At 32.3% G+C, this 24,055-nt stretch carries 18 protein-coding genes; 14 read left to right on the forward strand and 4 right to left on the reverse strand.

Annotated elements, in window-relative coordinates:
- Window positions 1-19: 19 nt before the first annotated feature.
- From MHM_RS00865 to MHM_RS00885, 6 genes are all read left to right on the forward strand, one after another.
- On the forward strand, window positions 20-2,503 hold the full coding sequence (locus MHM_RS00865; RefSeq protein ID WP_015511542.1) for a DNA polymerase III subunit alpha: 2,484 nt from the start codon (window positions 20-22) through the stop codon (window positions 2,501-2,503).
- On the forward strand, window positions 2,504-3,328 hold the full coding sequence (locus MHM_RS00870) for a 5'-3' exonuclease (RefSeq protein ID WP_015511543.1): 825 nt from the start codon (window positions 2,504-2,506) through the stop codon (window positions 3,326-3,328).
- A complete protein-coding gene (gene pth, locus MHM_RS00875; protein WP_015511544.1) occupies window positions 3,303-3,884 on the forward strand; it encodes an aminoacyl-tRNA hydrolase in 582 nt (193 codons plus the stop codon). The genes MHM_RS00870 and pth overlap by 26 nt, the downstream gene beginning before the upstream one ends.
- Window positions 3,885-3,975: 91 nt before the next feature.
- Window positions 3,976-6,411, forward strand: coding sequence for a hypothetical protein (locus MHM_RS00880; RefSeq protein ID WP_015511545.1), 2,436 nt, complete (start codon window positions 3,976-3,978; stop codon window positions 6,409-6,411).
- 16 nt (window positions 6,412-6,427) lie between these two features.
- The gene (gene rpmF / locus MHM_RS02885; RefSeq protein ID WP_015511546.1) at window positions 6,428-6,595 is read left to right on the forward strand and encodes a 50S ribosomal protein L32; all 168 of its coding nucleotides are present in this window, start codon (window positions 6,428-6,430) and stop codon (window positions 6,593-6,595) included.
- A gap of 558 nt (window positions 6,596-7,153) precedes the next feature.
- On the forward strand, window positions 7,154-7,639 hold the full coding sequence (locus MHM_RS00885) for a hypothetical protein (protein ID WP_052306549.1): 486 nt from the start codon (window positions 7,154-7,156) through the stop codon (window positions 7,637-7,639).
- Here the strand turns inward: MHM_RS00885 and nrdF are convergent.
- Window positions 7,636-8,634 (reverse strand): class 1b ribonucleoside-diphosphate reductase subunit beta, encoded by a 999-nt coding sequence (gene nrdF, locus MHM_RS00890; protein ID WP_015511548.1) that lies wholly within the window; start codon window positions 8,632-8,634, stop codon window positions 7,636-7,638. The genes MHM_RS00885 and nrdF overlap by 4 nt on opposite strands.
- A 206-nt stretch (window positions 8,635-8,840) precedes the next feature.
- Between nrdF and nrdI the strand changes: the two genes are divergently transcribed.
- The gene (gene nrdI, locus MHM_RS00895) at window positions 8,841-9,206 is read left to right on the forward strand and encodes a class Ib ribonucleoside-diphosphate reductase assembly flavoprotein NrdI (protein WP_043902096.1); all 366 of its coding nucleotides are present in this window, start codon (window positions 8,841-8,843) and stop codon (window positions 9,204-9,206) included.
- Between the two features lie 7 nt (window positions 9,207-9,213).
- Window positions 9,214-11,340 (forward strand): class 1b ribonucleoside-diphosphate reductase subunit alpha, encoded by a 2,127-nt coding sequence (gene nrdE / locus MHM_RS00900; protein ID WP_015511550.1) that lies wholly within the window; start codon window positions 9,214-9,216, stop codon window positions 11,338-11,340.
- Here nrdE and asnS read toward each other — a convergent pair whose 3' ends face one another.
- Window positions 11,341-12,612, reverse strand: coding sequence for an asparagine--tRNA ligase (asnS, locus tag MHM_RS00905; protein WP_245529185.1), 1,272 nt, complete (start codon window positions 12,610-12,612; stop codon window positions 11,341-11,343).
- Between the two features lie 65 nt (window positions 12,613-12,677).
- On the reverse strand, window positions 12,678-14,669 hold the full coding sequence (ligA, locus tag MHM_RS00910) for an NAD-dependent DNA ligase LigA (RefSeq protein WP_015511552.1): 1,992 nt from the start codon (window positions 14,667-14,669) through the stop codon (window positions 12,678-12,680).
- 39 nt (window positions 14,670-14,708) lie between these two features.
- Between ligA and mnmA the strand changes: the two genes are divergently transcribed.
- Both mnmA and MHM_RS00920 read left to right on the forward strand, forming a co-directional pair.
- Entirely contained in the window at window positions 14,709-15,824 is a 1,116-nt protein-coding gene (gene mnmA / locus MHM_RS00915; protein ID WP_015511553.1) for a tRNA 2-thiouridine(34) synthase MnmA, read from the forward strand.
- A complete protein-coding gene (locus MHM_RS00920) occupies window positions 15,825-17,168 on the forward strand; it encodes an alanine--tRNA ligase-related protein (protein ID WP_015511554.1) in 1,344 nt (447 codons plus the stop codon).
- Here the strand turns inward: MHM_RS00920 and MHM_RS00925 are convergent.
- A complete protein-coding gene (locus tag MHM_RS00925; RefSeq protein ID WP_015511555.1) occupies window positions 17,165-18,298 on the reverse strand; it encodes a hypothetical protein in 1,134 nt (377 codons plus the stop codon). The genes MHM_RS00920 and MHM_RS00925 overlap by 4 nt on opposite strands.
- A gap of 70 nt (window positions 18,299-18,368) precedes the next feature.
- On the opposite strand from MHM_RS00925, the gene MHM_RS00930 reads away from it, so the two are divergent.
- The 4 genes from MHM_RS00930 (at window position 18,369) to MHM_RS00950 (ending at window position 23,986) form a co-directional block, all read left to right on the forward strand.
- On the forward strand, window positions 18,369-20,534 hold the full coding sequence (locus MHM_RS00930) for an ATP-dependent helicase (RefSeq protein WP_015511556.1): 2,166 nt from the start codon (window positions 18,369-18,371) through the stop codon (window positions 20,532-20,534).
- A 102-nt stretch (window positions 20,535-20,636) separates the two neighbouring features.
- Entirely contained in the window at window positions 20,637-21,560 is a 924-nt protein-coding gene (locus MHM_RS00935; protein ID WP_015511557.1) for an ATP-binding cassette domain-containing protein, read from the forward strand.
- Window positions 21,538-22,821 carry an energy-coupling factor transporter transmembrane component T gene (locus MHM_RS00940; RefSeq protein WP_015511558.1) on the forward strand — a complete coding sequence of 428 codons (1,284 nt, stop codon included), beginning with the start codon at window positions 21,538-21,540 and terminating at the stop codon, window positions 22,819-22,821. Before MHM_RS00935 ends, MHM_RS00940 begins: the two co-directional genes overlap by 23 nt.
- Before the next feature lie 292 nt (window positions 22,822-23,113).
- Window positions 23,114-23,986: an ATP-binding cassette domain-containing protein gene (locus tag MHM_RS00950; RefSeq protein ID WP_015511560.1), complete on the forward strand. Its 873-nt coding sequence runs from the start codon at window positions 23,114-23,116 to the stop codon at window positions 23,984-23,986.
- The last annotated feature ends 69 nt before the right edge of the window (window positions 23,987-24,055 follow it).

A 24,055-nucleotide genomic window follows, 5' to 3' on the forward strand; every position in this document is an offset into this window, starting at 1 on the left:
GTAGCTTAAAAGGCTAGGCATGGCCAATTTGGCCTTGCCTCAGCTTTTCGTGAAATCTAGTCATTCTTTTTTTGAGTCCACTATTTCTATTGAGGAGATTATTAATTTCCATTTATCCAATAAGCATAAATATGCAATACTTACTGAATCTCAAAAAATAAGTCATTTTCCCCTCTTTCACTATCAAGCTAGCAAAAATAATTTGATTCCTGTTTTAACCTTGCACTATGTATGGGAAAATTCCTCAGAATGGATATTTATTCCCAAAAATTTTGTAGGATATCAATCTCTCTTGAAATTAACTGCAAATATTTCTGTAAAAGATCTTGAGTGAAATTCAATTACAAAAGTTTTCATTTCCGGAATAAAAGAGCAGAGGCCTTGAGCAGGAGAAGATTTTTTTATTTCTAATTCCGAAAAGCCGCAGGGAGTCTATCTGAGAGAAAATTTATTCCTAGGGCAAGGCGAGTATGCCAAATATTCTCTAGTTAGAGCGCTGAAGACCCAGAATACATTACAACAAGAATTGGCACTGAATTCACACCTTCAGGATTCATATCTCCTCCAACAGGATCCCAAGAACAAGGCTTGAAAAAAAAATTTAGTCAAACTTTTAAGAGAGTGTCAACTTTATTCTCTCAATCTTACTCAAAATTCAAAAACTAAATCTACAAGCAGGGAGGAAATAGTGAATTATTGTTATCAAAAATTATTGAAATATCTTTCTGATCTCAACATTAAACAATCACACCAATATTTAGAAAGATTTCAAATAGAAGTTAATGTTTTCAGCACTAAACAATATTGAGATTATTGTTTTATTTTTTATGAGCTCATGCAATTTATTCAAAAAACAAGAGTGTTGACTAGCGCAGGAAGAGGATCAGCCTGCAGCAGCTTAATTATTTTTTTATTGGGAGTTACTCAGGTAGATCCACTGAAATATTCATTACTTTTTGATAGATTTTTGAATGAATCTTCCGAAAGGATTCCTGACTTAGATTTAGATATTGAAAGTGGTAGAAAATCAGAAGTTTTGCGATTTTTAGCAATTCGATTTGGAAAAAATAGCTTCGTCATTCCCTCAATAGTGAAAAAAGTCAAAAATATCAATGTTTTATCTCCACTCTTAGAGAAAGTTTTACCTGAGAAGGAAAGGAAGGATTCCCATCTTCTAAATCAATTGGTAGGACTGCCTTACGCTTGGCATCCACACCCCTCCTCTCTCATCTTTCTTCCCGCTACAGTAAAAAAAGAGTTTTTGAGCGTTCAAGAGGAGGAAGGTTCCCCCTTCCCCATTTCTCCTTTTGACTACAGTATTATTAGTTATTTAGGGCTTCAGAAATTTGATCTACTCTCTTCACCTTATTTAGATTTCATTTCTACCCTGTTATCAAAAATTGGGGAATTAAGAGGAGAAGACATTCAAATAGGCAAAATTGCTTTAGAGGATTCAAAAACTTTTGAAATAATTGGGGAATCATTAACATATGGATTATTTCATCTAGATAGTGGCGCAATTAAAAAAATATTGAAACAATTTAAACCAAAATCCATTGAAGAATTGGCGCAATTAATTTCAATTATTCGACCAGGAATTAATAGACATATTTTTAAATTTTTAAATTATCAATTCGATTTGCAGGACTTTGATACTGATATATATAAAATCGTTGATTCTACCAGGGGCATCATTTTATATCAAGAACAGATTATGTTGATCGTATCTACCTATGTAAATATTTCTTTGCCGGAAGCAGACCAATATAGAATTGCATTACAAAATCAACAAAAATTAGAGTTAAAAAAACTTAAGTTAAAGTTTTTTGAATTAGCCGTTCAACAGGGCAGAGAAAATACAAAAACCGAAAAACTGTGAAGCTTTATTCTATCCTTTGGAGCTTATAGTTTCAATAAATCTCATGCTATTGCATATGCACTTTCAGCCTATCAAGCAGCATATTTAAAGGCGAATTTTAAAGAACTATTTTATGCTGAACTTATTAAAAAAGAAGGAATATCGGATGATATACTATCCGAATTAATTCACCTAGGATTTAAGATATTAGCTCCATCAAATTTATTGGATTGAACACTTTTAGGAAAATTTGACGAAAAGGGTAAAACTTACACTATTGGTTTAAATTGTTTAAGGCGAAATTCAGAAATTATATTTCAAAAATTACAGAAAATTAAACGCAAGATTCAAGAGCCCCTCAAACATGATTTAGGTTCCATAGTGTTTTTATTACTATCTAACGGTTTTGTTAGAGAGGAAATAATGCAATTAAATTTTTTGAATGCATTTAAAAATTATTTCACAGAGCATCAAAACCCTTTATATTTGCATCTCAATTGAGATTACCTATTCAATAAGCTAATTTATGGAGAATTTTCAATTCAAATAGCGTCTAAAACCGGCAGCCAGAGCGAGGCAAAAAATTTTCAACGAGCAAAATTGAAAAATTTGAATATTAATTGAGAGAAATTTAAGTTAAATTAAGTGACTAGGAGAGCCATACTGATAGATGGAAGTGCTCTAGTTTATAAGTGTTATTTTTCAATTGATCCCGCTAAGAATGATTTAGAAGATCCACAACTTAAAAAGAGGTTCTTCAGTACCTTAATTTACCAAATCAAAAAGTGAATGAATTTAAACCACTATACTTTCGGTCTAGCCGTTTTTGATATAGATAGAAAAAGCTTTAGGAGCGAATTGTTCGCTGAATATAAAAGCAATAGAGATCCCACCCCTCCCACATTATTAGAGTGACTTCCAGAGGCTATAGAAAAAATTACAGAGCTAGGAATTAAAACAGTTTATTGTCCTAGAGGTTACGAGGGTGACGATTTGATAGGTACAGTATCGAAACAACTTACGAATTGCGATTTTAAGGTAGATATTTTTACTACAGATCAGGATTTACTTCAATTAGTCAATTATTTAGTTTCCATCTACAAAATAAAAAATGCTTTTATGTTAGAAATTTACAATCACTTAAACTTCACAAAATTAAATGAAGGGTTAACTCCCTCCCAAATTCCACTTTTAAAGGCTCTGGCGGGCGATCAGTGCGATAATTATCCAGGAGTGCCAGGAGTGGGATTAAAAACAGCACAGAAACTAATTAATAAATATAAAACCCTTAATAATCTACTTAATTCAGCAACTCAAATTGAACAACCAAAATTGCGTAAAAGCATTTTGGAAAATCAAGATCTTTTACTGAATTGTTTGAAATTGTCCACAATTCAGACTAACATTAAGTTCAAATATATTCTTGATGATTGTTTTATAAAACATGAAAATAATAGTGGGCTTAGGTAATCCCGGTTTAGAATATGAACGCACTAGACATAATTTAGGTTTTTATTTTGTAGATAGATTTCTAGAAGAGAGGGGGTGTACCCCCTTCTCCCCCCTTTTAGGATCCCAAGTGTCTTTAAATAATTCCTTAGCTTCTTATAAATTTTTACTTTGCAAACCCTTTGAGTTTATGAATGATTCGGGAAAAACGTTGCGAAGAATAATAGATCAGCTAAAAATACCCGTTGACAACGTTCTAATAATTTATGACGAATTAGATGTATCTTTGGGTAAATTAAAAGTTACAAAAAGAAGAGAAACTCAAATTTCTCACAGGGGAGTTAAAGATATAACTTTACACTTTCCAGAAGCAGTTTTTTTGAAAATTAAGGTAGGAATAGGGCCAGAGTATAGAAAAAACTTGGTTATCAAAAAATATGTAATGGAAAAGTTTACATTGTCAGAATGGGGCGTTATCAGTGAATTAGAAAGAGAAATATTTCAGTTATTTGAGAAATTTATTCAATTACCTGATAAATTGCTTTCAGATCCTATAAATTATCTATTAAGGAAGTAAATAACATTTTTGACTAAAAGTCAAAAATTTATTCTTTTTTTAATAAAACAAGACATTAACATAATGCAGCACAATATAACGATAGCTTTAGATGAGCCTTATAAAACCTTTTTTTGGATTGCAAACCGCCATATTGGCTTCCAATTCTGTTTTGACAGATACCGCCACCATTGATAGCAGTAAATTAATTTCAGAAAATCAAACAAAAAACCAAAAATATAAGGATGAAAAAAAATCTCTTTTTGATAATCCTGATACAGAAAATGGGAAGAAATTAGATTTATTCCTTCCTGTAAATTTAGTTATTTTCGATAATTATTACAAAAGGTTATCAGAGTGAAAATATTTTGACAAATATACCTATAAGGACAGAGTATTAGTTTTTAATTCAAAAGAACATCAACAACCTTTATCCCCTTCGGATGATTTTTATAAAGATGAGTGATTGGATTCCCTGGAACATAGTAAGGAATATAAATATCAAGACACTTATATGTATCAATATCCAGAAAAAAGAGATGAAAACAATATTAGTTGAATAGATGGAGGCGCTTCTGACCATAAATTAAGAAATTTATTATCTCTTAATGCTCCCAAAAAAATTGAAAGTCCTTTTGAAACACATAAAAAATCTATTGAATTAGACCAGTCATTTTTCATGAGCCCAACCTTAAATCATTATGCTGGATATTGAAAAAAGGGAACAATGAATGCGGATAATAATTTAATCAAGAATGTTACTTACGGAAAATTAAAACACAAGTATAAAAATGCCCAGGATGTATTTTATGGAAGTTCTACCAAAACCCTTTGTGAACGGTTTGAAGATGTAAAAAATATAGACTTAAGAAATTCCAGGGAGGAAGCGGAAGAGGAGGGATTTGATGCTAAATGCGATCAAATTGACTTATTACGATTCTGATCCTTCTTTTACAATAGAAGAACTAAAAGTATTTTCTCTTCAGGATATGTAGGTCACAAAACTATTAAACCAGCTTCTTGAAACACTCACTATTATTTCTATTTTTTAGGAAATTGAGTGTTAGATAAGCCATCATCCACTCAGGTTAATGATGAGAAGGGGGAGCAAAATTTATGATATGTAAACTTCGATAATGTTTTTGTACCAGATATTAAATATGTAGAGAATTCCGCGACCGATGGAGCTGGAAAAAAAGGGGAGTTGCAAATGTCTATTTATATTGATTACTCAAAAATTCCCGAAAAAAATTTGGATACCTTTTTTAAAGTGGCTTCCTCACTGAAATATAAGCTAAAGTTTCGCGTTAACTCTGAGGAAAAAGAGGTAAAATTCACACTTAAAGAAGTTTTGGAGTCTAAATCATTTTCCCTGTCTATGAATACAGAATTTGTCAATCTAGAAAATAAATCAAATCTAGCTTTCTCAAATTTTGAGTTCGCCACCTATTCCGACAATTCCAAAATTCAATTAAGCTCCAGAACAGGCACAAATGAATTTAAATTTGAGGTCAATTTACAGTTAATTCAGCAACAATTTAATGTTTTTAGAAAAATAATTACACGACAGGAAGCCCTTAAGAATTTTTATTACTCAGAATTAAAGAAGAAGCAGAGATTGGATGAGATATTCTATTTTGCAGTTAAAAAACCTAAAGAGGCTGAATATATGTTGTATAAATTGACAGACAAGTGAATAAATTTATTGAATTTAGAGTTTTTGGGTAACGACTTGAGCTCCTCAGCTGTTGTGAAGTATTATGACTTTTTAGAGGGCAAAGAAAAACAGATTGAATCTTCTGAATTGTTAACTCTCCCAAACTTCGAACATAAAGAGTTTTCCAAAACTGAGAAATATTCATCATTACCAGAATTAGTTAGTTCCCAACTTTCCCAAACTATCGGCAAGTATTTTTGAGATAATGTTGAGTTAAAAATGGAGTCCAAAGATATTTTGGATGGAGTGGAAGAATATTCTTTGAGTTTTAAAGCCCCAGTTAAAGATGAAGATGCATGAGATGCTCACTATAAAAATACTCGCCTTAAGGTTAAAAATTCTCTCAAAAAATATTTAATTCCCAATGCAAATGCCTCCAATATAGGCAGCAAAATTAGTACAAATGAGTTATCTTCTTTATTTACCATAAATTCCAGTGAGGGCGATGATCTAAAATTAAGCCTTTCAGATTTTTCATTTAAAAAGGTGGGAGAAGACCAAGATTTTGTGGAAATTGAAGTAGAATACATCAATAAGCAAGAATTAACTCTCGCAAGTGAGACTTACAAAGATGTGAAGTTAAAGGGTAAAAATACTTTTAAACTTAATAAAAGAGAAAATTATGTATCTTTAAATACCAAAGACACTTCCCCTACTTATTTTTATTCCTCTGCAGTCGGGGAATTCGATAGAAATATGAACAGATCAAGCGGAGGAGTGTGGAATGACCCAGCGATAATTCCTACTATTGTTTCTAGTCTAGTGGCTGGAGGAGGGGTAACTGCAGGAGCTGGAGCCTTGCTGTCCAAAAAGTTAAAGTTTGCACTTTAAATCTTTTTAATTTTTAATGGCAGTTTCTCCCAGGAGGGTATCTAAATCCCGAAAGGGAATGAAAAATTCACACGATGGCATCAGAGACATAGCTCCACTGATGTTGTGCCCGAAATGCGCTAGACTACTAAAGATGCATTTTGTATGCAAATGTGGTTATTATAGGAATAAAAAGATTTTTTAAATAGGGGTAAATAGAGGATAAACTTCAAAAAATATTTCCGTTATTTAAGAAGTATAGGATAGATTCTTATCTGCATAGAAAGGTTTTTGATAGACAAGAGCAGAAAGATCTGAGAATCATTTGAGCTACAATTCTTTCTACTGTTTTATTCGCTCTACTCTTGATATTTGCTTTTTTTAGATAATGCAATTCTTTTACATCTGAGAGACTACTAGATAACTTGTAATCACACAAGAACTACAACTCAGTAGAAAGGGGAGCTTTTCAGCCCCCTACTACTGGGTTAACCCCTACAAGCTTTCTACCTTTACCGGTGCTGTTTTTTTAATAGGCTTTGGAGTAAGCCTTTATTATGAGTTTTCGCTGAGAAATTTATTTGTATTAATACGGCAGATTACGTGACAGTCTAATTTTCTAGCTTTTCTATTACCTACCGTATATCTTTGGAAACCCTGCCTTCCTATTTTTTATTCAAACGCTTTATTTGTAGCATGTGCCGCCCTGCTTTCAACAGCATCCATTATCTTTTCCTTTTTACTACTACCTGTGTATTTAAATTTGAATTTATTCTATGAAAGAACTTATGCAACTCCTACCGCCGTTTATGTTTTCTGAAATATTTGAAATCACTTTGTCACTTTAATTGCATTCTTAAATTTGCTTTCCTATAGATATAACTCCTATAGACGAGAGAGATTTTTTTCTAAAACGCGATCTCTTTTGAAATATTTAACTTATTGGGTAGTTAATGCTTTAGCAAATATTTATTTTTGTATAGATCAATCTCAAGCACTACCTTATGGAGCAATCGCTAATTGAAGTTGAGTCCGAACAGATAATTTATCTGTTGCGAGTGCTGATAATGGCCAGAATGCTCCTATTGTTTACAATTTTCAGCTAGCATTTTTTTCATTTTTGGCTGTCTGAATCACTACTGTACTATTCTTTTTATTATTTTGAGCATTTTTTGAGTCAAAACATAAATATAACAGAGATACGGAAGAGATCAAGGCCATACGGCCTTGAACCTTAGCTATTAATTAGACTATAAAGTCTTCATCTTGTATAGTTTCTACCTGTGTAGTTTTGATATAACCGTTACCTTTAGTAGAGAAGAAGTCGTGATTTCGAGTGGAGGTATTTAATCCATTAAAAATCATTGGATTAATGTCTTTTTCTGTAATGTCATATTTGTTTCCTAAATTGAGATTTTGTAACGCTTTATTTGCGTTATATTTCAAAAATTGAATAACTTGATTATTTAATTTTATGGGTGTATAAATTTTTTGGGTATATTCTATTTCATTTGCCATTAGTTTTTCCAGCAAGTCATTCACCTGTTTTTTCAAATTTTCTTGCACTTCCGCAGAGAATGTTTGGAACAATTGAGATGCTAAATTTCCAATGTATAATCCATGAATCGCTTCATCTCGAATAATTAAATTAATGATTTCTCCACTATTTACCATTAATCCTTGAGCAGAAAGGTAAAGCATATAAAAAAATCCAGAGTAAAAGAGGAAAGACTCCAGAAAGACTGAAGCAGCCATCGCCATGTATAGTGTCTCTGCACTCTTGATATTGTTATAGTGGGAAATAATAATATCAACTTTTTTTTGTAGGGACGGCTCTTCCTTGATTCATTTAAAAAGTTCCTCAATTTCTTCAGTATTTAAGAGCGTGCAAAAAATAGAGGAATAGCTTTTTGCATGCATCTGCTCCATCATAGCCATAAATTGTAGTACAGCTTTTGTAGGAAGATCTGAAATAGAAAGGCAAATTTTATTCATTCCAATTGAACCTTGATGAGTATCTAATAGAGTCAAAGAGCCCAGAACCTTTACATAAACCTCCCTTTCTTTCTCGCTTAACTTAGTTTGCCAAACTAATTTATCTCCACTTAAGGGTATCTCCTCATCTACTCAAAATTGTCTTACATTTTGGTCTCAGAAGATTTTGGTAAATTTGGAATTAATTTCATTCCAGTTGACACCCTCCCAGGTGTATTGTTCAGAAGGGTTGATGTATTTAATTTTCACTATTTAAGAATGTTTAAGGTGTATAAATCCTAAAAAATATCTAAATACAAGGAAGCATTTTATAGATAGAGTATAAATGTATTTCTTATGTTTTTAAAGGCCTTAAATGCATAAAATTTAGGTTACCTGTTTTGCTAATCAAGTTAAGAAAAACCATTAAAAAATGATCACAACATTAAGAGAGTTTTTGATTTTAAATTTTTAGATTGAACTTGTGATTTGCCAGTAGAACAGGCCAAGTTGAGCAAATAGTTTCCAAGCTTCAATTCAATAATGTATTACGAATTAACAGCGGAGATGAAATTGCCAGTCAGGAATATATCTTGCTAACCTATACTGATGGTTTTGGAGAGGTTCCGGGAATAGTATCCAAATTTTTGGCTAAAAATCATTTATTTTTAAGGGGAGTAGCGGGAAGTGGAAATAGAAATTTTGGAAAGAATTTTTGTAAGTCAGCTTTCACTATTAGAGATAAATATAAAGTGCCTTTACTCATGACCTTTGATTTACAAGGATCTGACAATGACCTTGAAAACTTTAAAAAAATACTACTGGAGTTTGGATTAACTTAACTGCAAAATGAATAAACCAAAAAAAATAGTAAGTCAAGCTTTTTATGATTCTCTAATTTTGAATAATCAAGTCACTATGATGGGAGAGGATGGATTCTATTGTCTAGAGAAGGATGAATTAGCAATAAAAGAATATCAAAAGTATATTTCTGAAACTGAAAGATATTCCCAAAAAAAAAGAGGTCACCAAAGAATTAAGTGACTAATTGAAGAGGAATATTATCTACCAGAATTAGTCCAAAAATATAGCGAAGCACAAATAAATAAATTATCGGAAACCGTATATAATACTCCTTTTAAGTGGAAAAGTTATATTTCTATCTCTAAATTTTTTGAAAGTTTTGCGATGCGCAGTAACTGCGGAAAGTATATTCTCGAAAGTTATGAAGATAGAGTGATTGTTGCCTCCCTATTTTTAGGGAATGGAGATTTTGAATTAGCCAGTAAAATTGCTAATTTGATTATTCGACAAATTTTTCAACCCGCTACTCCAACCTTTTCAAATGCAGGAAAAAAAAGGTCTGGAGAATTAGTATCTTGTTTTTTGCTGGAAGTAGAAGATTCCATCAATTCTATTAATTATGTAATTTCCACTTCTATGCAGCTCTCCAAAATAGGAGGAGGAGTAGCTATTAATTTATCTAAGCTCAGGGGAAGAGGAGCTTCAATCAAAAAAATAGATAGTACAGCCTCAGGAGTATTGCCAGTCTTAAAGATTCTGGAAAATGTTTTTGACTATGCAGATCAATTAGGAATGAGAAGGGGAAGTGGAGCAGCTTATCTAAATATTTTTCACTACGATCTAATAGATTTCATAGACTGCAAAAAAATTAATGCAGATGAAAAATCCAGAATTCAAACACTGTCTATAGGTTTAATAGTACCTGATAAATTTCTGGAGTTAGCCAAAGATAATAAGGATTTTTTTATTTTTGAACCTAACACAATTTATCAGAAATATGGAGTTTTTCTCTCCGATCTAAACTTTGATGAGTGATATGAAAAATTAGCTAACGATACTGAAATTCTTAAAAAACAATTGTCCGCGAGGGCTATTTTAACCAAGATAGCTCAAACTCAATTTGAATCAGGATATCCCTATGTAATCTTTATTGATAATGCCAATAGACAAAATCCCCTGAAAGCTCTTGGAAAAATAAAAATGAGTAATTTATGTACTGAAATTTTTCAAATTCAGGAAAGCTCTCACATTACAGATTATGGAGAGGAAGATCTCATCAGAAATGATGTTTCTTGCAATTTAGCCTCTTTAAATTTAGTGAATGTAATTGAGGACGGAAATCTAGAAGAGATTATTGAGGTGTCTATGAGAGCTTTAAGTGCCGTTAGTGATCTAACTTCTATTAAAAATGCACCTAGCGTGCGAAAAGCTAATGAGGAATACAAATCAGTAGGGTTAGGAATTCTCAATTTTACAGGCTTTTTAATTAAACATAATATAGAATACGGCTCTCCAGAGTCATTGGAATTTGCAGATGTATTTTTTGCAGCTGTTAATTATTATTCTCTGCTAGCTAGCTCGAAGATCGCCAAGGAGAGAAAAATCATTTTCAAGGACTTTGAAAAATCCGATTATGCATCAGGAAAATTTTTTGAACTTTATTGCGAACAAGAATTTTTACCCAAAAGCGAAAAGATAAGACAATTAGTTTCACATTTAAAACTCCCCACCAGGGGAGATTGAATTAAGCTAAGAGAAAAGGTTAAGAATGATGGGCTCTATAATTCCTATAGACTAGCTATCGCTCCCACTCAGAGCATTAGTTACCTGCAAGGAGCCACCGCTTCTATTCAACCCATAATTTCTCCCATAGAAACTCGAATGTACGGAAGTTCGATCACTTATTTTCCGATGCCTTTCCTATCTAAAGATAATCAACATTTATTTTGTTCAGCCTATCACATCGACCAAAAAAAATTAATAGATATGTCAGCTACAATTCAAACTCACATAGATCAAGGGATTTCAACAATTCTTTACGTGACTAATAATTCTACCACTCGAGATTTAGTGAAATTGTATTTGTATGCTCATCATAAAGGCCTAAAGTCTCTGTATTATGTAAGAACTAAAAATTTACAACCAGAAGAGTGTGAGTTGTGTCAAGCATAGTTAGAGCTGCATATGTTCATAGTATCTCGGAAAAACAGATAAATCCTTTATATTTTTTAAACCAGTGAGCAGCATTAATAGACGTTCGAAACCCATCCCAAAACCAGAGGAGGAATGGTAACCAAATTCTCGCAGCTTTAAATATCACTCCAATTCTTTTTTATTTAGGCCCGAGGACTTAATATTCTCCTCAAGTTTAGGGAGGGATGATTCTCTCTCAGATCCTCCCGCTATTTCTCCAATATTTTCTACCAACATATCGAAAGAGTATGTAAAAATACCAGCAGGGTCTCTCTTCATGTAAAAGGGTTTCTGAGTTACTGGAAATTCAGTAATAAACAATATTTTCGAGCCAGTTAATTGACAGAGCATATTTTCATCTTCCCTTGAAAGATTGTCACCTCATTTGATAGATTTGTTTTTAGAAATCAATTCTATCCCCTCGCTGTAGGTAATAATTTTGTAGTTTTTAGAAATCAATGCTTTCAAGTAATCCATTAAATTGTCTTTATCGCCCACCCTCTTAGACAGTTCAGTTATAGCTACATGACAATTATGGATTACGGAAGATACTAATGTTTTAAAAAATGTATATGTAAATGCAATAATTTGAGTTAGAGAGGTAAAAGCCATTTCAGCTTCAATCATTCAAAATTCTGCTAAATGAGTTAGACTATTAGATTTTTCCGCTCTAAAAGTAGGACCAAAAGAGAAACTATTTTTGAGTCCTAGAGAGATAGTTTCGCAGTAGAATTGTCCACTTACACTCAGCAAGACTTCATCTTTGTTGAAAAAATTCGAATCCTCTCTGGAGAGGGAGAAAAGTTCAGCACCACCCTCGCAGGAATTTGGGCTCAAAATCGGAGCCATAACTGGAAAAAAATGATTCTTATAAAAAAAACTAAATATGGTCTGTATTAACTCCCTGCGTATTTCATAAACTGCATGAAAAATAGTCGTTCTATGTCTAACTAACTGTTGAGTTCTTAGATAATCTAAAGAGAGCTTTAAGGGAAGGAGGGGAAAATTTTCCCCTACCTTTTTTAGTAATGTAATTTCTTGAGCTCTAAGCTCGAGCTTTTGTTTTCCCCCTCTGGACATTTCCAGCGTACCGCAAATGCTCACAGCGGAACCGGGAGATAACTCTATACTCTTGCATTGTTCAGGTTTTAGAATCACCTGCAAACCAGAAATATCACTTCCATCATTAATCACTAAAAAAATAATAGAGTTAAATTCTTGCATTGATTTAATTCATCCTTTTACCTCCACAAGATGATTGGGCAGATTAGAAGGATCATAATTTAACAAGACCTTGATGGCTTGATTTCGCAATTTTAGTCCAGCGAGGAGATGATAGATTCTACTTCCTGCAAATTTAGTATTTCAATATTATGTTGATGAGCTTGTTGCACTTTTGATCCAGCATTCGCGCCAACTAGCAAAAAATCAACATTTTTTGAAATAGAATCCCTGAATTGCAATTCATATTTAATAGCCAATGCTTGTTTTATTTTTTCTCGACTTATTGAAAATGTGCCAGTAATTACTGCAGTTTTTCCAAATAGAAAGTGATTAACATCCACTTTCACTGATTCAGCAATCCCTACAGAGAAATTGAAGCCAATCTTTTTTAATTCATAAATTAGCAATTGATTTTCATGATTTTGAAGCCAATCTTGAATCGATTTCGCACTCTTAGGACCAATTCCCTCAATATTTATTTTTTCTTCCAGAGAAGAATTGAAAATATTATCTATCGAGCTAAACTTTTTGAGCAACAGCCTGGAAACTGTAATACCTATATAATCTATCCCTAAACCACATAATATTTTTTCCGGCGGAGCCTTTATGCTCTTTTCAATGGAGTGCATTAAATTTTGAAATGATTTTTCTCTGATATTTAAAGTCGTGAGCTTAAATAGCTCTTGTTTTCTTTTATTTAGGTAAAAAATATCTATTAGGGTGTTAATTATTTTTGAAGAATATAACTTTGTAATTATTTGCTCTGATAAACCTTCAACATTAACTCCTTTTTTGGAGCAAAAATAGATAATTTTGCAAATTTTTTGTCTTTCGCAATTGTCGTTTACGCAGTACTGCAATTTTTCACCCTCCCTAAAAATTAATTTTGATTGACAAGAGGGGCAGTGAGAAATTATCGGAAAAGCCTTATCGAACTTCGGCGTGGCCGAAATTACCCTGGGAATTATTTCTCCGGACTTGTAAACTTGTACCACTATTCCTTCGTGGAGCTTTAGCATTTTCACATTTTCATAGTTATGTAGAGTCACTCACTTAATTCAGCTGCCATCAATATATATAGGGGATAATTTCCCAATGTATGTAATTCTTCCACTCCTACCTACAGTAGCCTCAATTCGTTCTAAGATGGTTTCTTTAATTAAGCTAGGATATTTATAGGCGATGGCTCATTTTGGAAACTTAGAAGTACTTCCTATAGTTGGATGCAATGTTAATTCATTTACTTTGAGCACCAATCCGTCGTTGGGTATTTCTCAATCTTTTCTTTTCTCTCCAAATTTGGATAAAAAATTGAGAATTTCATGTAATTGAGAGCTTTTCAGAGAGTATTGCGATTGATGTGTAGGAAAGCCCGATTTTCTTAAAAATTCAATGCTTTCTGATTGAGTTTTAAATTTATTGCCATCTATAAACAGTACTTGATATGAAATAAAAGATAGTAATTTTTCTCCAATTTTTGCTGAATCTTTTAACCTTAATGCACCAGAAACATAGCTTCTTGAGTTGATAAAAGATTTTTCCCCCTCTTTAGTGGAAGATTGTATTTTGCGGAAATTACACTTAGAGACGAAAATTTCTCCTCGCACATAAAATTCTTCCGTCATTGGAACCCGCTTAGGAATTTCCATAATGTGACTTATTTGATTAGTTCAATCTTCTCCAAATTGGCCATCACCTCGACTAATGGCTTTAACTAACTGCCCATAACGGTAGTGTAGACTGACACTGACACCATCTATCTTAGGTTCTACAAAATACTCTATAGGTGTATTCACTGACTCAATTCCTAGTATTTTTTTATGAGCATTAAAAAAAATAGAAAATAACTCTTCTTCATTAAACGCGTTGTTTAGGGATAACATCGGATATTCGTGTCGCATTTTAAAATTTTTCCTTTCTGAACTAACGTGACCAACTCCTGTATTTGTCCCTTCCAGAATTTTCAATTTTCTAACCTTAAAATCATGTAGCTCATCTGGAATTTCACTTTCTCCCTTATAGTATTTCTCATCATGACTTAGTATCTCTTCCCTCAATTGCTGTATCTTCTTATTCTTTTCCATTAATAAAAAATATGTTTAGATAACACTTTTAGGGAGAGAGTGCCTTTAAAGCCTAGAGTTGTGGTCGCCATGTCTGGAGGAGTGGATTCTTCGGTAGCAGCACTCTTACTTAAACAACAGGGATATGAGGTTTTTGGTGCCTACATGATTAATTGAGACAAACAATTAAATGAATTAGATTTAAATGCAGAGTGTGAAAGTAAATCACAAGACTTAGCAGATGCGAGAGCAGTGGCCAAAATCTTAGATATTCCCTTGACTGTATACAATTTTTCCTGCGAATATTGAGATCAAATTTTTTGTCCCTTCATGGCTTTTTTGCAAAAAAATTGTCTAGGGAATCCAGATGTTTTTTGTAATACGAGAATTAAATTTGGTGTTTTTCTAAGGAGAGTAAAAAAAGATTTTGGCGAAGATGTAAAGGTCGCAAGCGGACATTATGCGAGATTAGTCTGGGAAGGAGATAATGATTTTCCATTTTTAGAGGTTCCTAAAAATGTAAAAAAAGATCAAACATATTTTTTATCTAGACTCACTAAAGCACAATTGAGGGAGATAATTTTCCCTCTAAGCGAAGTTGAAAGCAAGGAAGAAGTTAGAAAGATGGCTCGGGAAAATAATTTTCCCAACTGAAATAAAAAGGGGAGCAAGGGGATGTGTTTTATTGGAAAACGAAAGTTTGGGAATTTTATTATGAAGTATTTAGAGAAGGAGTATGGTTTTGTGGTAGATATAGAAGATAATAGAAAATTAGGAATACATATGGGAGTGCAAATGTATTCACTTAATCAACGCAAAGGAGTAAATGTTTCAGGAGAGTCAGAGAAATACTATGTTTGTAAAAAAGATGCAGAAACATCAACTTTATATGTTTGTAGGGAAAGTCAGAGGGAGAAATATTTAGTAAGTTCCGGCTGCATAGTGCATTTAATTATTTGAATTCATGATGAGCCTAGAACGGGAGATATTTTATGTATGAAATTCAAGTACACAGGCAAATTTATTAAAGGAAAATTAGAGTCAGTAAATGAATGCATGTACCGCTTTTCACATGAGCCAGTTTTAATTCCTAGTCCTGGCCAATTTGCTGTTTTTTATTCTCGAGACGGTACTAGATGTTTAGGTGCCGGCTTGTACAAAGAAGCAATTTTTTAATTGAATATTACTGCACTCGAGTTGAGAGATGCTTGATTGAATTTTTTCAGGGAAAGAGAGCATCAGATAGTTCCACCTCTTTCCCTAATTCCTCCCCAAGATGATAAATCTACATTATTTATTAATTCAGGACTTTGCGCAATTAAAAAAGAGTTTATATCTCAAGATTCATCCACTCCCAAAATGTTTACTAGCGTGCAAAAGGTAGTTCGAACAGTTGATATGTCTAGTATCGAAAAAGATGTTTGGCATAGCACTTATTTTGAAATGATGGGCAATTTTTCTATTGGCGGGTACTTTAAAAAAGAGGCTATTAAATATGCAGTGGAATTTCTAAAAAATGTTTTAAAAATTGATGCATCTAAATTAGTCGTAACCATTCACAAAGATGATGCAGAAAGTGCAATTATTTGGAAAGAACATCTCGGTGAATATGCACCTATATTGAAATTGGGGAAAGAGAATTTTTGAGAAATTGGAGACGGACCCTGCGGCCCTTGTACAGAAATTTACTATGATCGCGGTAGAAAATATGATCAAAAGGGTTTAGGTCTTCAGTTGATTGAGAAAAATATAGATAATGCCAGATATATTGAAATTTGAAATATAGTTTTTAGTCAATACTGAAAAAAAGGAAATGAATATATAGAGCTAGAGCGTAAAAATATAGATACCGGCGCAGGCTTTGAAAGGTTAATTACAATACTAGAGCAAGCAGAGAATATCTATCATAGTTCTTTATTTAAGCCCCTCATAGAAGGATTAGAGCGCTTTACCCATTTTAGATATTTTTCAGAAAATGACTCCCTTCCCGATCATTTGAAGTCTCATTTTCAAGTGGCTGCCGATCATTTAAGAACAGCCACAATTCTTTTGAGTGAAGGAGTTGTTCCAGATAAAAAAGGGAGAGGTTATGTAGTGCGAAAATTATTGAGAAGAGCTTTTGTATCTATCTGTATTTTGGAAATTTTAGAGGTAGAACCCGCTATAGTTTTGTTGTCTCAAATAGCGATTAAATCATTATTGCCCATACATCCCGAGTTAAAGAAAAACGTTGTTTGGTTGCAGGATCAAATGTTACTAGAATACAAAGTTTTTTTCAAAATTTTGAGAAATATGGAACATAAAATAGAAAAATCATTTAAGTCTAGCCATTTAGAAGCAGAACAAAAAATTTTTACACTCATAGAAAGAGAGGGAGTGCCCCTCCCTTTGATAGAGAAAGTGTTAGGAGAGAAAAAAATTAATTTTTCTAGAGATAAATTGGATCAATTGCTAATGCAACATCAACAAAAATCTAAAAATGAAAAATTTTCTGATGGCTTTGAACTAGCAAAAAATTAATTAGAAAAATTTATTCACTCTTCCCAAACTCACTTAGGAGAATGAATATTTGAGAGAAAATTGACTTCTTGCCTTTGCACATTTAATTTTTTTATAAAGCTTTTATATTTATCGACTTGGCCATCTGATGTTTTGCAAAAAAAATTATTTGCAATTATTTCTTCCAGTTTACTTTCCTCAGTCCATTCTTTAAAACAGGAGAGAATTCTATTCATAAATCGTATTTTTTCATAATCAGAAATTTCAAGTTTTAAAAGCTGGAAGAAATAATTGGTTTTATTTTTTTCAAACAATTCTTCTAATGTAATGGATCACTTTTCGCCAGAAAATGTATTTATTAAAGTTATTCCTTTAGCTTGAATTCCATAATAAAAATCTAGTAAATAAACATAGAGTAAGAGCTGCCAAACTCAATTGGCATCCCAACTCTTTTTTTGAAATTTAAAGTCCACGATATGTTGATCTTCAGAATTGAAGAAGTCAAATTCTCAACCCGTAACTTCGCATTCATTTTTGCAATCCTTTGATGGCTTAATAGTATACAACTTGGTAAATTTATTTCAACTAATATAGCTTTTGCAGTGAGGTAGAAAAGCTTTAAAGTGATCCATTATTTTTAAAAAAATATGAGAATACTTATGATTTTTAAAGTTTTCTTGTTCTAGAAAAAATGCATATTTAGAACTCACTGTAGAGGAACCCCCCTCTATTAAATTCAGAAGTCAATCTAAATACATATTTTTTTGCACTCTATGAGAAAAATATTTTTTACTTTCTTCAGTTGTTTTTTTGACCAGTTTTCAGTTTTTGCGCAAATCTAATTGATCTCACTGTTTTATTTTTTTATCTTGACAGTAATTAATTAGATTTTCCAGAAAAAACTCACTTCACTTACCTAGATAGCTACAATTTTCATTTACTTTTTGGATGGAATCTTTATCTAATTTGTTGTTAAGAGATTCCGTGATCTTCGTTTTTAATTCAAAAATTGGAAGAATCGAAGATTTATGTATTCACTTCTTGTTAATTAATTTCATTATTTGCGGTTTTATTTGTTCTCGAAATTTTTCAGTTTGTAGGTAGTTAACTACTGTATATCCTTTTAGTCCATTTTTATTTAGATAGAACATTTAGAAAGGTCTTAAAGATAATTCAGTCACCTTATGGAGCGGGATCTTTCGGTTTCAGAGTGTTTTAAGTTTGCGGCATACCCAAGTCCCGAATGAACAGCAATTGAATGCAATTAACTTTGATGAGAGGCAAAATGTAGGAATTATTGCCGGACCTGGTTCCGGCAAAACATTTGTAATTATTGAAAAAATTAGGTTTTATTTGGCTCAAAAAATCGAACCGAGAAAGATACTATTGGTTACCTACACCAATAGAGGTATTGTCGAAATCAAGGCTCGAATAGATAAATTTGTGAAAGCCCGCAGGGAATTTGAATATGCAGGAACTTTACATTCTATTTGTAAAAAATTCCTAGAAGAAGAGTTTAAAAATGATCTTTCGAGATTATTGAGGCAGGAAATTAATCGCTTATCTATTTGGGATGGTCCTGAAAAAAATTCTTTCTTAAATTCGGAAATAGAACGTCAGATAAAAATTTTTTTTCCTGGAGCATCGGAAGAAACAGAAAATAGTATTCACGAAATTGTTAAAGAAGAAACAGAAAATGCTCTCTCACGCAATAAAATCGAAAACTACTTAAATAACAATTTTCAGTTAAAAGTTAAAAAATATGAATGATTTTCTTCGAGATTAAATAAAAAAATAGAGGAGAGATACAATTTTTGCAGAGATAAAATAGCTGGAATTTTAAGGTCAATATTTTTGGAGTATCAAAATCATTTAGACAAGAGAGAGATGTTTGATTTTGATGATTTGATCATTTATTTTCATTATTTAGTCCACAAGAGCGTTAAAAGAAAAAAGATTGTACAGTCAAGGTTCGAGAAAATATTGGTAGATGAATTTCAAGATATGAACTTTTTGCAACTTTTAATTATTTCTGAAATTTCCGGATTTAAGAAAAATATTTTTTTTGTGGGAGATCCTAATCAAGCTATTTATGGATTTCAAGGAGCATATCCAGAAATTTTTAACTACTTTAAAACTAACATAGATATTTCTACAGTGTTTTTTAATTTATCTCAAAATTATAGATCAACTCAAAATATTTTGAATATTTCTCAGCAGTTGATTACTAAAAATGATCAGAAAGATATTTTTAACGAAATGTTCACCCTAAATGAAGGGGGAGATAAAATTCATTGGTTAGTATCTGATAAACCAGGAGGAGCCAATAAGCAAATTTATGAAATGATTAAAAAGTTAGAGTCAGAGGGGGTTGATCTAAATAAAATCGCAATCATATCTAGAACTCACCTTGAAACCAAAAGCTTACGAAAAAGGCTGTGATCTAAAGGTTTAAAAATTTTGGATTTCAATTTTTCCAAACATATTTCCTGAAACAATGAGAGCTACTTTTTAATCTGTTATATCTCTCTTAAATTCAAGAAAGATCCTTTTGCTGTTAAATATATTTCTAGATCTTTTTTTGAAAAATATGAAATACCAGACTACCTTAGGGATCAAATAGAGGAATACTCCTCTAACACCATCGAAAGCATTCAACATTGCTTAAAAACTAATTTCGGGAATAAGTGAGTTTCCCCAGAAGATAAAAAGAATATTTCTAAAATACGACAGTTGTGAAATTTAATTAGATATGAATTCCGAGAAGGCCAAAAATATAAAAAAACAATTATTTCAAATAAAGAATCTTTAATGGACTGAATTAAAAACAATTCAAAATCGGATCTGACTAAATTAATAACCTCTCAAAAATATATAGCTATTCAAAATATCATTCATTTTTACACTATTTTGACTTTTTATAGTGGACAACAATCCTTTAATGTAAAAAAAATTTTTGATTTGCTGCTAGCATATGTGAAGCATTTTGTAGGACATACTACAGAAACTCAATATTTGAATATCTCTACAGTTCATGGCGCTAAAGGTTGTGAATTTGACTATGTTTTCATTCTTAATTTACGAGAAGGAAAATTTCCTAAACACTATGCCAGAACTTTACAAGATATTGAAGAGGAGAGGAGAATTCTTTTTGTTGGGATGACTAGAGCCAAAAAACAATTATTTCTAGTTAGTGATTTATATTCCACCAGGAGAAATAGTCAGTTTAATAATGCAGCTTTAAGAATTAAGTCTGTTTCAGCAGAACCTAAAATTTCTCAATTTTTAAAAGAACTGAATTTTTTAAATCCTAAAAATGAGGAAATTAATGTTTGAAGTAATCTTTCAAATAAGACTGGAGAAATATCTCAATTGGAAAATTTTTAAATTGTACTTTTTGCTACATAAAATTAAAGTCGTCCATTGCGGTTTCTTTGTAATTTAGACGTATGAGTCAGAAAATAAAAAAATGAAAACGTTTCTGTAATTATGAAGAATTTATTGAATATAAACATAAAAAAAAATGCTCTTTCACATAAGCCAAGCCCAGATAATGCTGTAGAGGTTTTTGACTTAAACTGCAGCTTTAAGGAAAAGAGAGTTTTACACTCTCTTTCCTGTAAGTTTAAAAAAGGTAAAGTTTATGGAATTGTAGGACCTCCAGGTTCCGGAAAAAGTGTTTTTTGTGAACATTTAAATGGATTATTACGGTCCGAGACAGCGAATATATATTTTGCCAGCGGACAGCGAATATTATTTTTCAAATCTAAGCTAAAAAACTATAAGGCAATCAGAAGAGAAGTTGGAATGGTATTTCAATTTCCTGAATATCAATTATTTAAAGAAACTGTGCTGCAAGATATCACTTTTGGTCCAAAAATACTTTCTAATTTGCATCACAGTCAAATGTATGAGTGAGAAGAAAAAGCAAAAAAAATTTTGTCAGAACTATCTTTTCCCATTGAGTTAATACACTCCTCTCCTTTTAAATTATCAGGAGGTCAGAAGCGAAAAGTGACTTTAGCTGGAATATTAATTCTTGATCCTGCAGTGATAGTCTTTGATGAACCGACACTGGGCTTAGATCCACAGTCAATTCTTCAAGTTATAGATTTTGTGAAACAGCTTCACAGCAAAGGAACTACTATAATATTGGCTTCAAGCAATATGGACTTCATTTTGGAGGTAGCAGACAGAGTTTTATTTTTTGAAAATGGTCGATTACGTACAGACAGTGATGTTTATTCTTTTTTTAGAACATGTCCCCCCTCCCTCATCAAACCCAAGGTTGTTCAATTTATAGAAAAATTAGTGCAAAAAAATAATCGTTTTATTGGAGTCTGAAATCATAAACCTAGAAATGTCACTCAATTAGCCAAAGCGATAGTAAATGTCACTCAATGCTTTAGTTAGGAGCGAGTTAGATTCTCGAGCTTCGGCTCGAGCTCTCGCTTCCGAAATCAAAGCTCATCCATTCCTCAAATTATTTTTATTTGTATTATTGACATTTTTGATTTTTTCCAAATTAGGCATCATGTTGCACCTTTCTCTATTTGTATTTACATTTGGAGTTCTTTTTTTTTCAGGATGTTTAAAAAATTTATACAAAAAATTAATTGCACTTTATCTAGGGATTTATTGCTTTTTATTTTTTGTTAATTGAATTTTTAATAAAAATCCAGGATTTTGAGATAAAAATTATTTAAACTCTCAGTTTTATGATTTCGGTGCTCAAATTTCCAAGATTTTTTCAAGATTGCCTTTTTCTAGCTCTACTACCTCTTCCAATGGCTCCGCTTCAGGGGAGTCGATAGAAACAGGTTTTTTTCTGGGGGGAGAAGTGGTCAAGGGTTGCATTAAAAATGGCGCGGCAGGCACTGGGAGCTGTTCTTGCTCTAACAGTGGAACAGGCTGTACTGCAGTTGCTGTAGCTTCTTCTGTAGAAGAGCTTAAGAAAGTCTGCGGATGTTGCGTTAATGGATCAGGAGGAGGATCTAGCTGCTGTTCAAATGGATCCGGATCTTGCAACTCTACCTATCCAGGGATTTCAAAAATGAAAACCTTCGCAGTTCTCACTTCTAGTGGAAAAAAATACGTTGGATTTATTCCTAAGTGATATACATTCACATTGTTGCAAACGGTTCTTGCATTTAATATTTCCAATAAATTAGTAATGATTATCGCGCTCTCCAGAGCGTTAAGTCACACCACCGATCTTACCGCTTTCACACACGCGGTAGGCCACTTTATTAAACCTCTATCTTTTTTCAGAGTTCCAGTTAAAGAAATAACGCTTATTATTTCTCTAGCTATAAGATTTATTCCTTCCCTGTTATCTGAAACTATGCGAATTGTTAAAGCTCAGTCAAGCAGGGGGATTGATTTTAAAAACGGAAGACTAAGAGATAAAGTTTCGGCATTTTTATCCCTTTTTATCCCTTTATTTATTATTTCTATGATTAAATCCAAAGAATTGGCAAACGCGATGATTTCTAGGGCGTATTTGCCTAAAGCTACTAGAACTAATCTAAGATCCTATCATCTATATAAAAAACATTTAATAGGTTTTAGCAGTACATTAACATTTATTGTTTTATGCTTCTATTTTGTTGCTTCATCCTATTATTTTTCCCCTTTTAATCCCATAGATCCTCTCTTGCTCTTAGCTACATAATTTTTTACACATCACCACAATAGTTGGGTAAATCTTTCTGAAGAACATTAAAACCCCTCTTTCGATTTACATACAAGACAATCAAGAGTGTTTTAGTATCTCTTTTTTGAATTATTCTTATAGTAATTTGCTTAGTAATGGGATTTAGTCAGAACAAATGAGCGGAAGCTGCCGGGCTTTTTGGGATAGTTTTAGTTATTTATGTTATTAGATATTTGGCGGTCAAAATTAAAGAAGCGAAAAGGCAAAATCCCCCCCCTGGGCGATAAATTTAATGGCTTTTTAATCTTTCATGTTGGTTGAGCGAACTCCAAAAATGGCTGTAGAAATGCATAAAATTTGCTTTTCCTATCACCCAGAAAAACCATTTATCTACAATCTTTCTATTTCCCTGGAAGAATCTAAATATTATTGCATAGTAGGACACAATGGTTCAGGAAAATCTACTTTTTCTAAATTACTAACAGGGCTGTTAAAACCACAGTCCGGATATGTTAGAATTTTGGACCAATCTATTTCCAAAATAGGATATCAACGCATTTTTTCTTGTTTGGGAGTAGTTTTTCAAAATCCAGACAGTCAATTCATCACCTCTTCTATTGAGGAAGAATTGGCATTTGGGCTAGAGAATAAAAAAGTACCTAGAAAATTTATGAAAGAGATAGTAGAGCAATTGATAGATTCTTTAGATTTATACGCTCTTAAAGATAAAGCTCCAAATACACTTTCTGGGGGTCAAAAACAGAAAGTAGCTATTGCCTCAGTTTTAGCTTTTAACCCTTCACTTTTCTTATTTGATGAATCGAGCTCAATGCTCTCTCCCATTGAAAAAGTAGAGATTGTTAAACTCATGAAAAAATTATCTTCTGAGTATAAGAAAACAGTTATTTCTATTACACATGATATGGAGGAATTGTTATGTGCGGATGAAATTATTATTTTTTCTCATGGCCAAATAGTATCTCATATAAGAGATAAAAATGAATTATTTGATTTACCTTTTTCTTTCTTTTTTGAATTATCATTAAATCCTCCCTTTGCCTCTCATTTAGCGAAGACATTAAGAGAAGAGCATTTTTGAGATTTGCTACCCTGTTATTCTGAGGAAGAATTGATAGAAAATATCGCTCAAGAAGCGCTTAAAAAAAAGAACTCTAGCTGATAAAATTATCATTATTTGGCACAGTCTTAGGTACTTTTTGCACTTTTAGGTAAGTAGTGAAATTAAGGTAAA

The organism is Candidatus Mycoplasma haematominutum 'Birmingham 1' (genome assembly GCF_000319365.1).
GTDB classification, from domain to species: Bacteria; Bacillota_I; Bacilli_A; order Mycoplasmatales; family Mycoplasmoidaceae; genus Eperythrozoon_A; species Eperythrozoon_A haematominutum.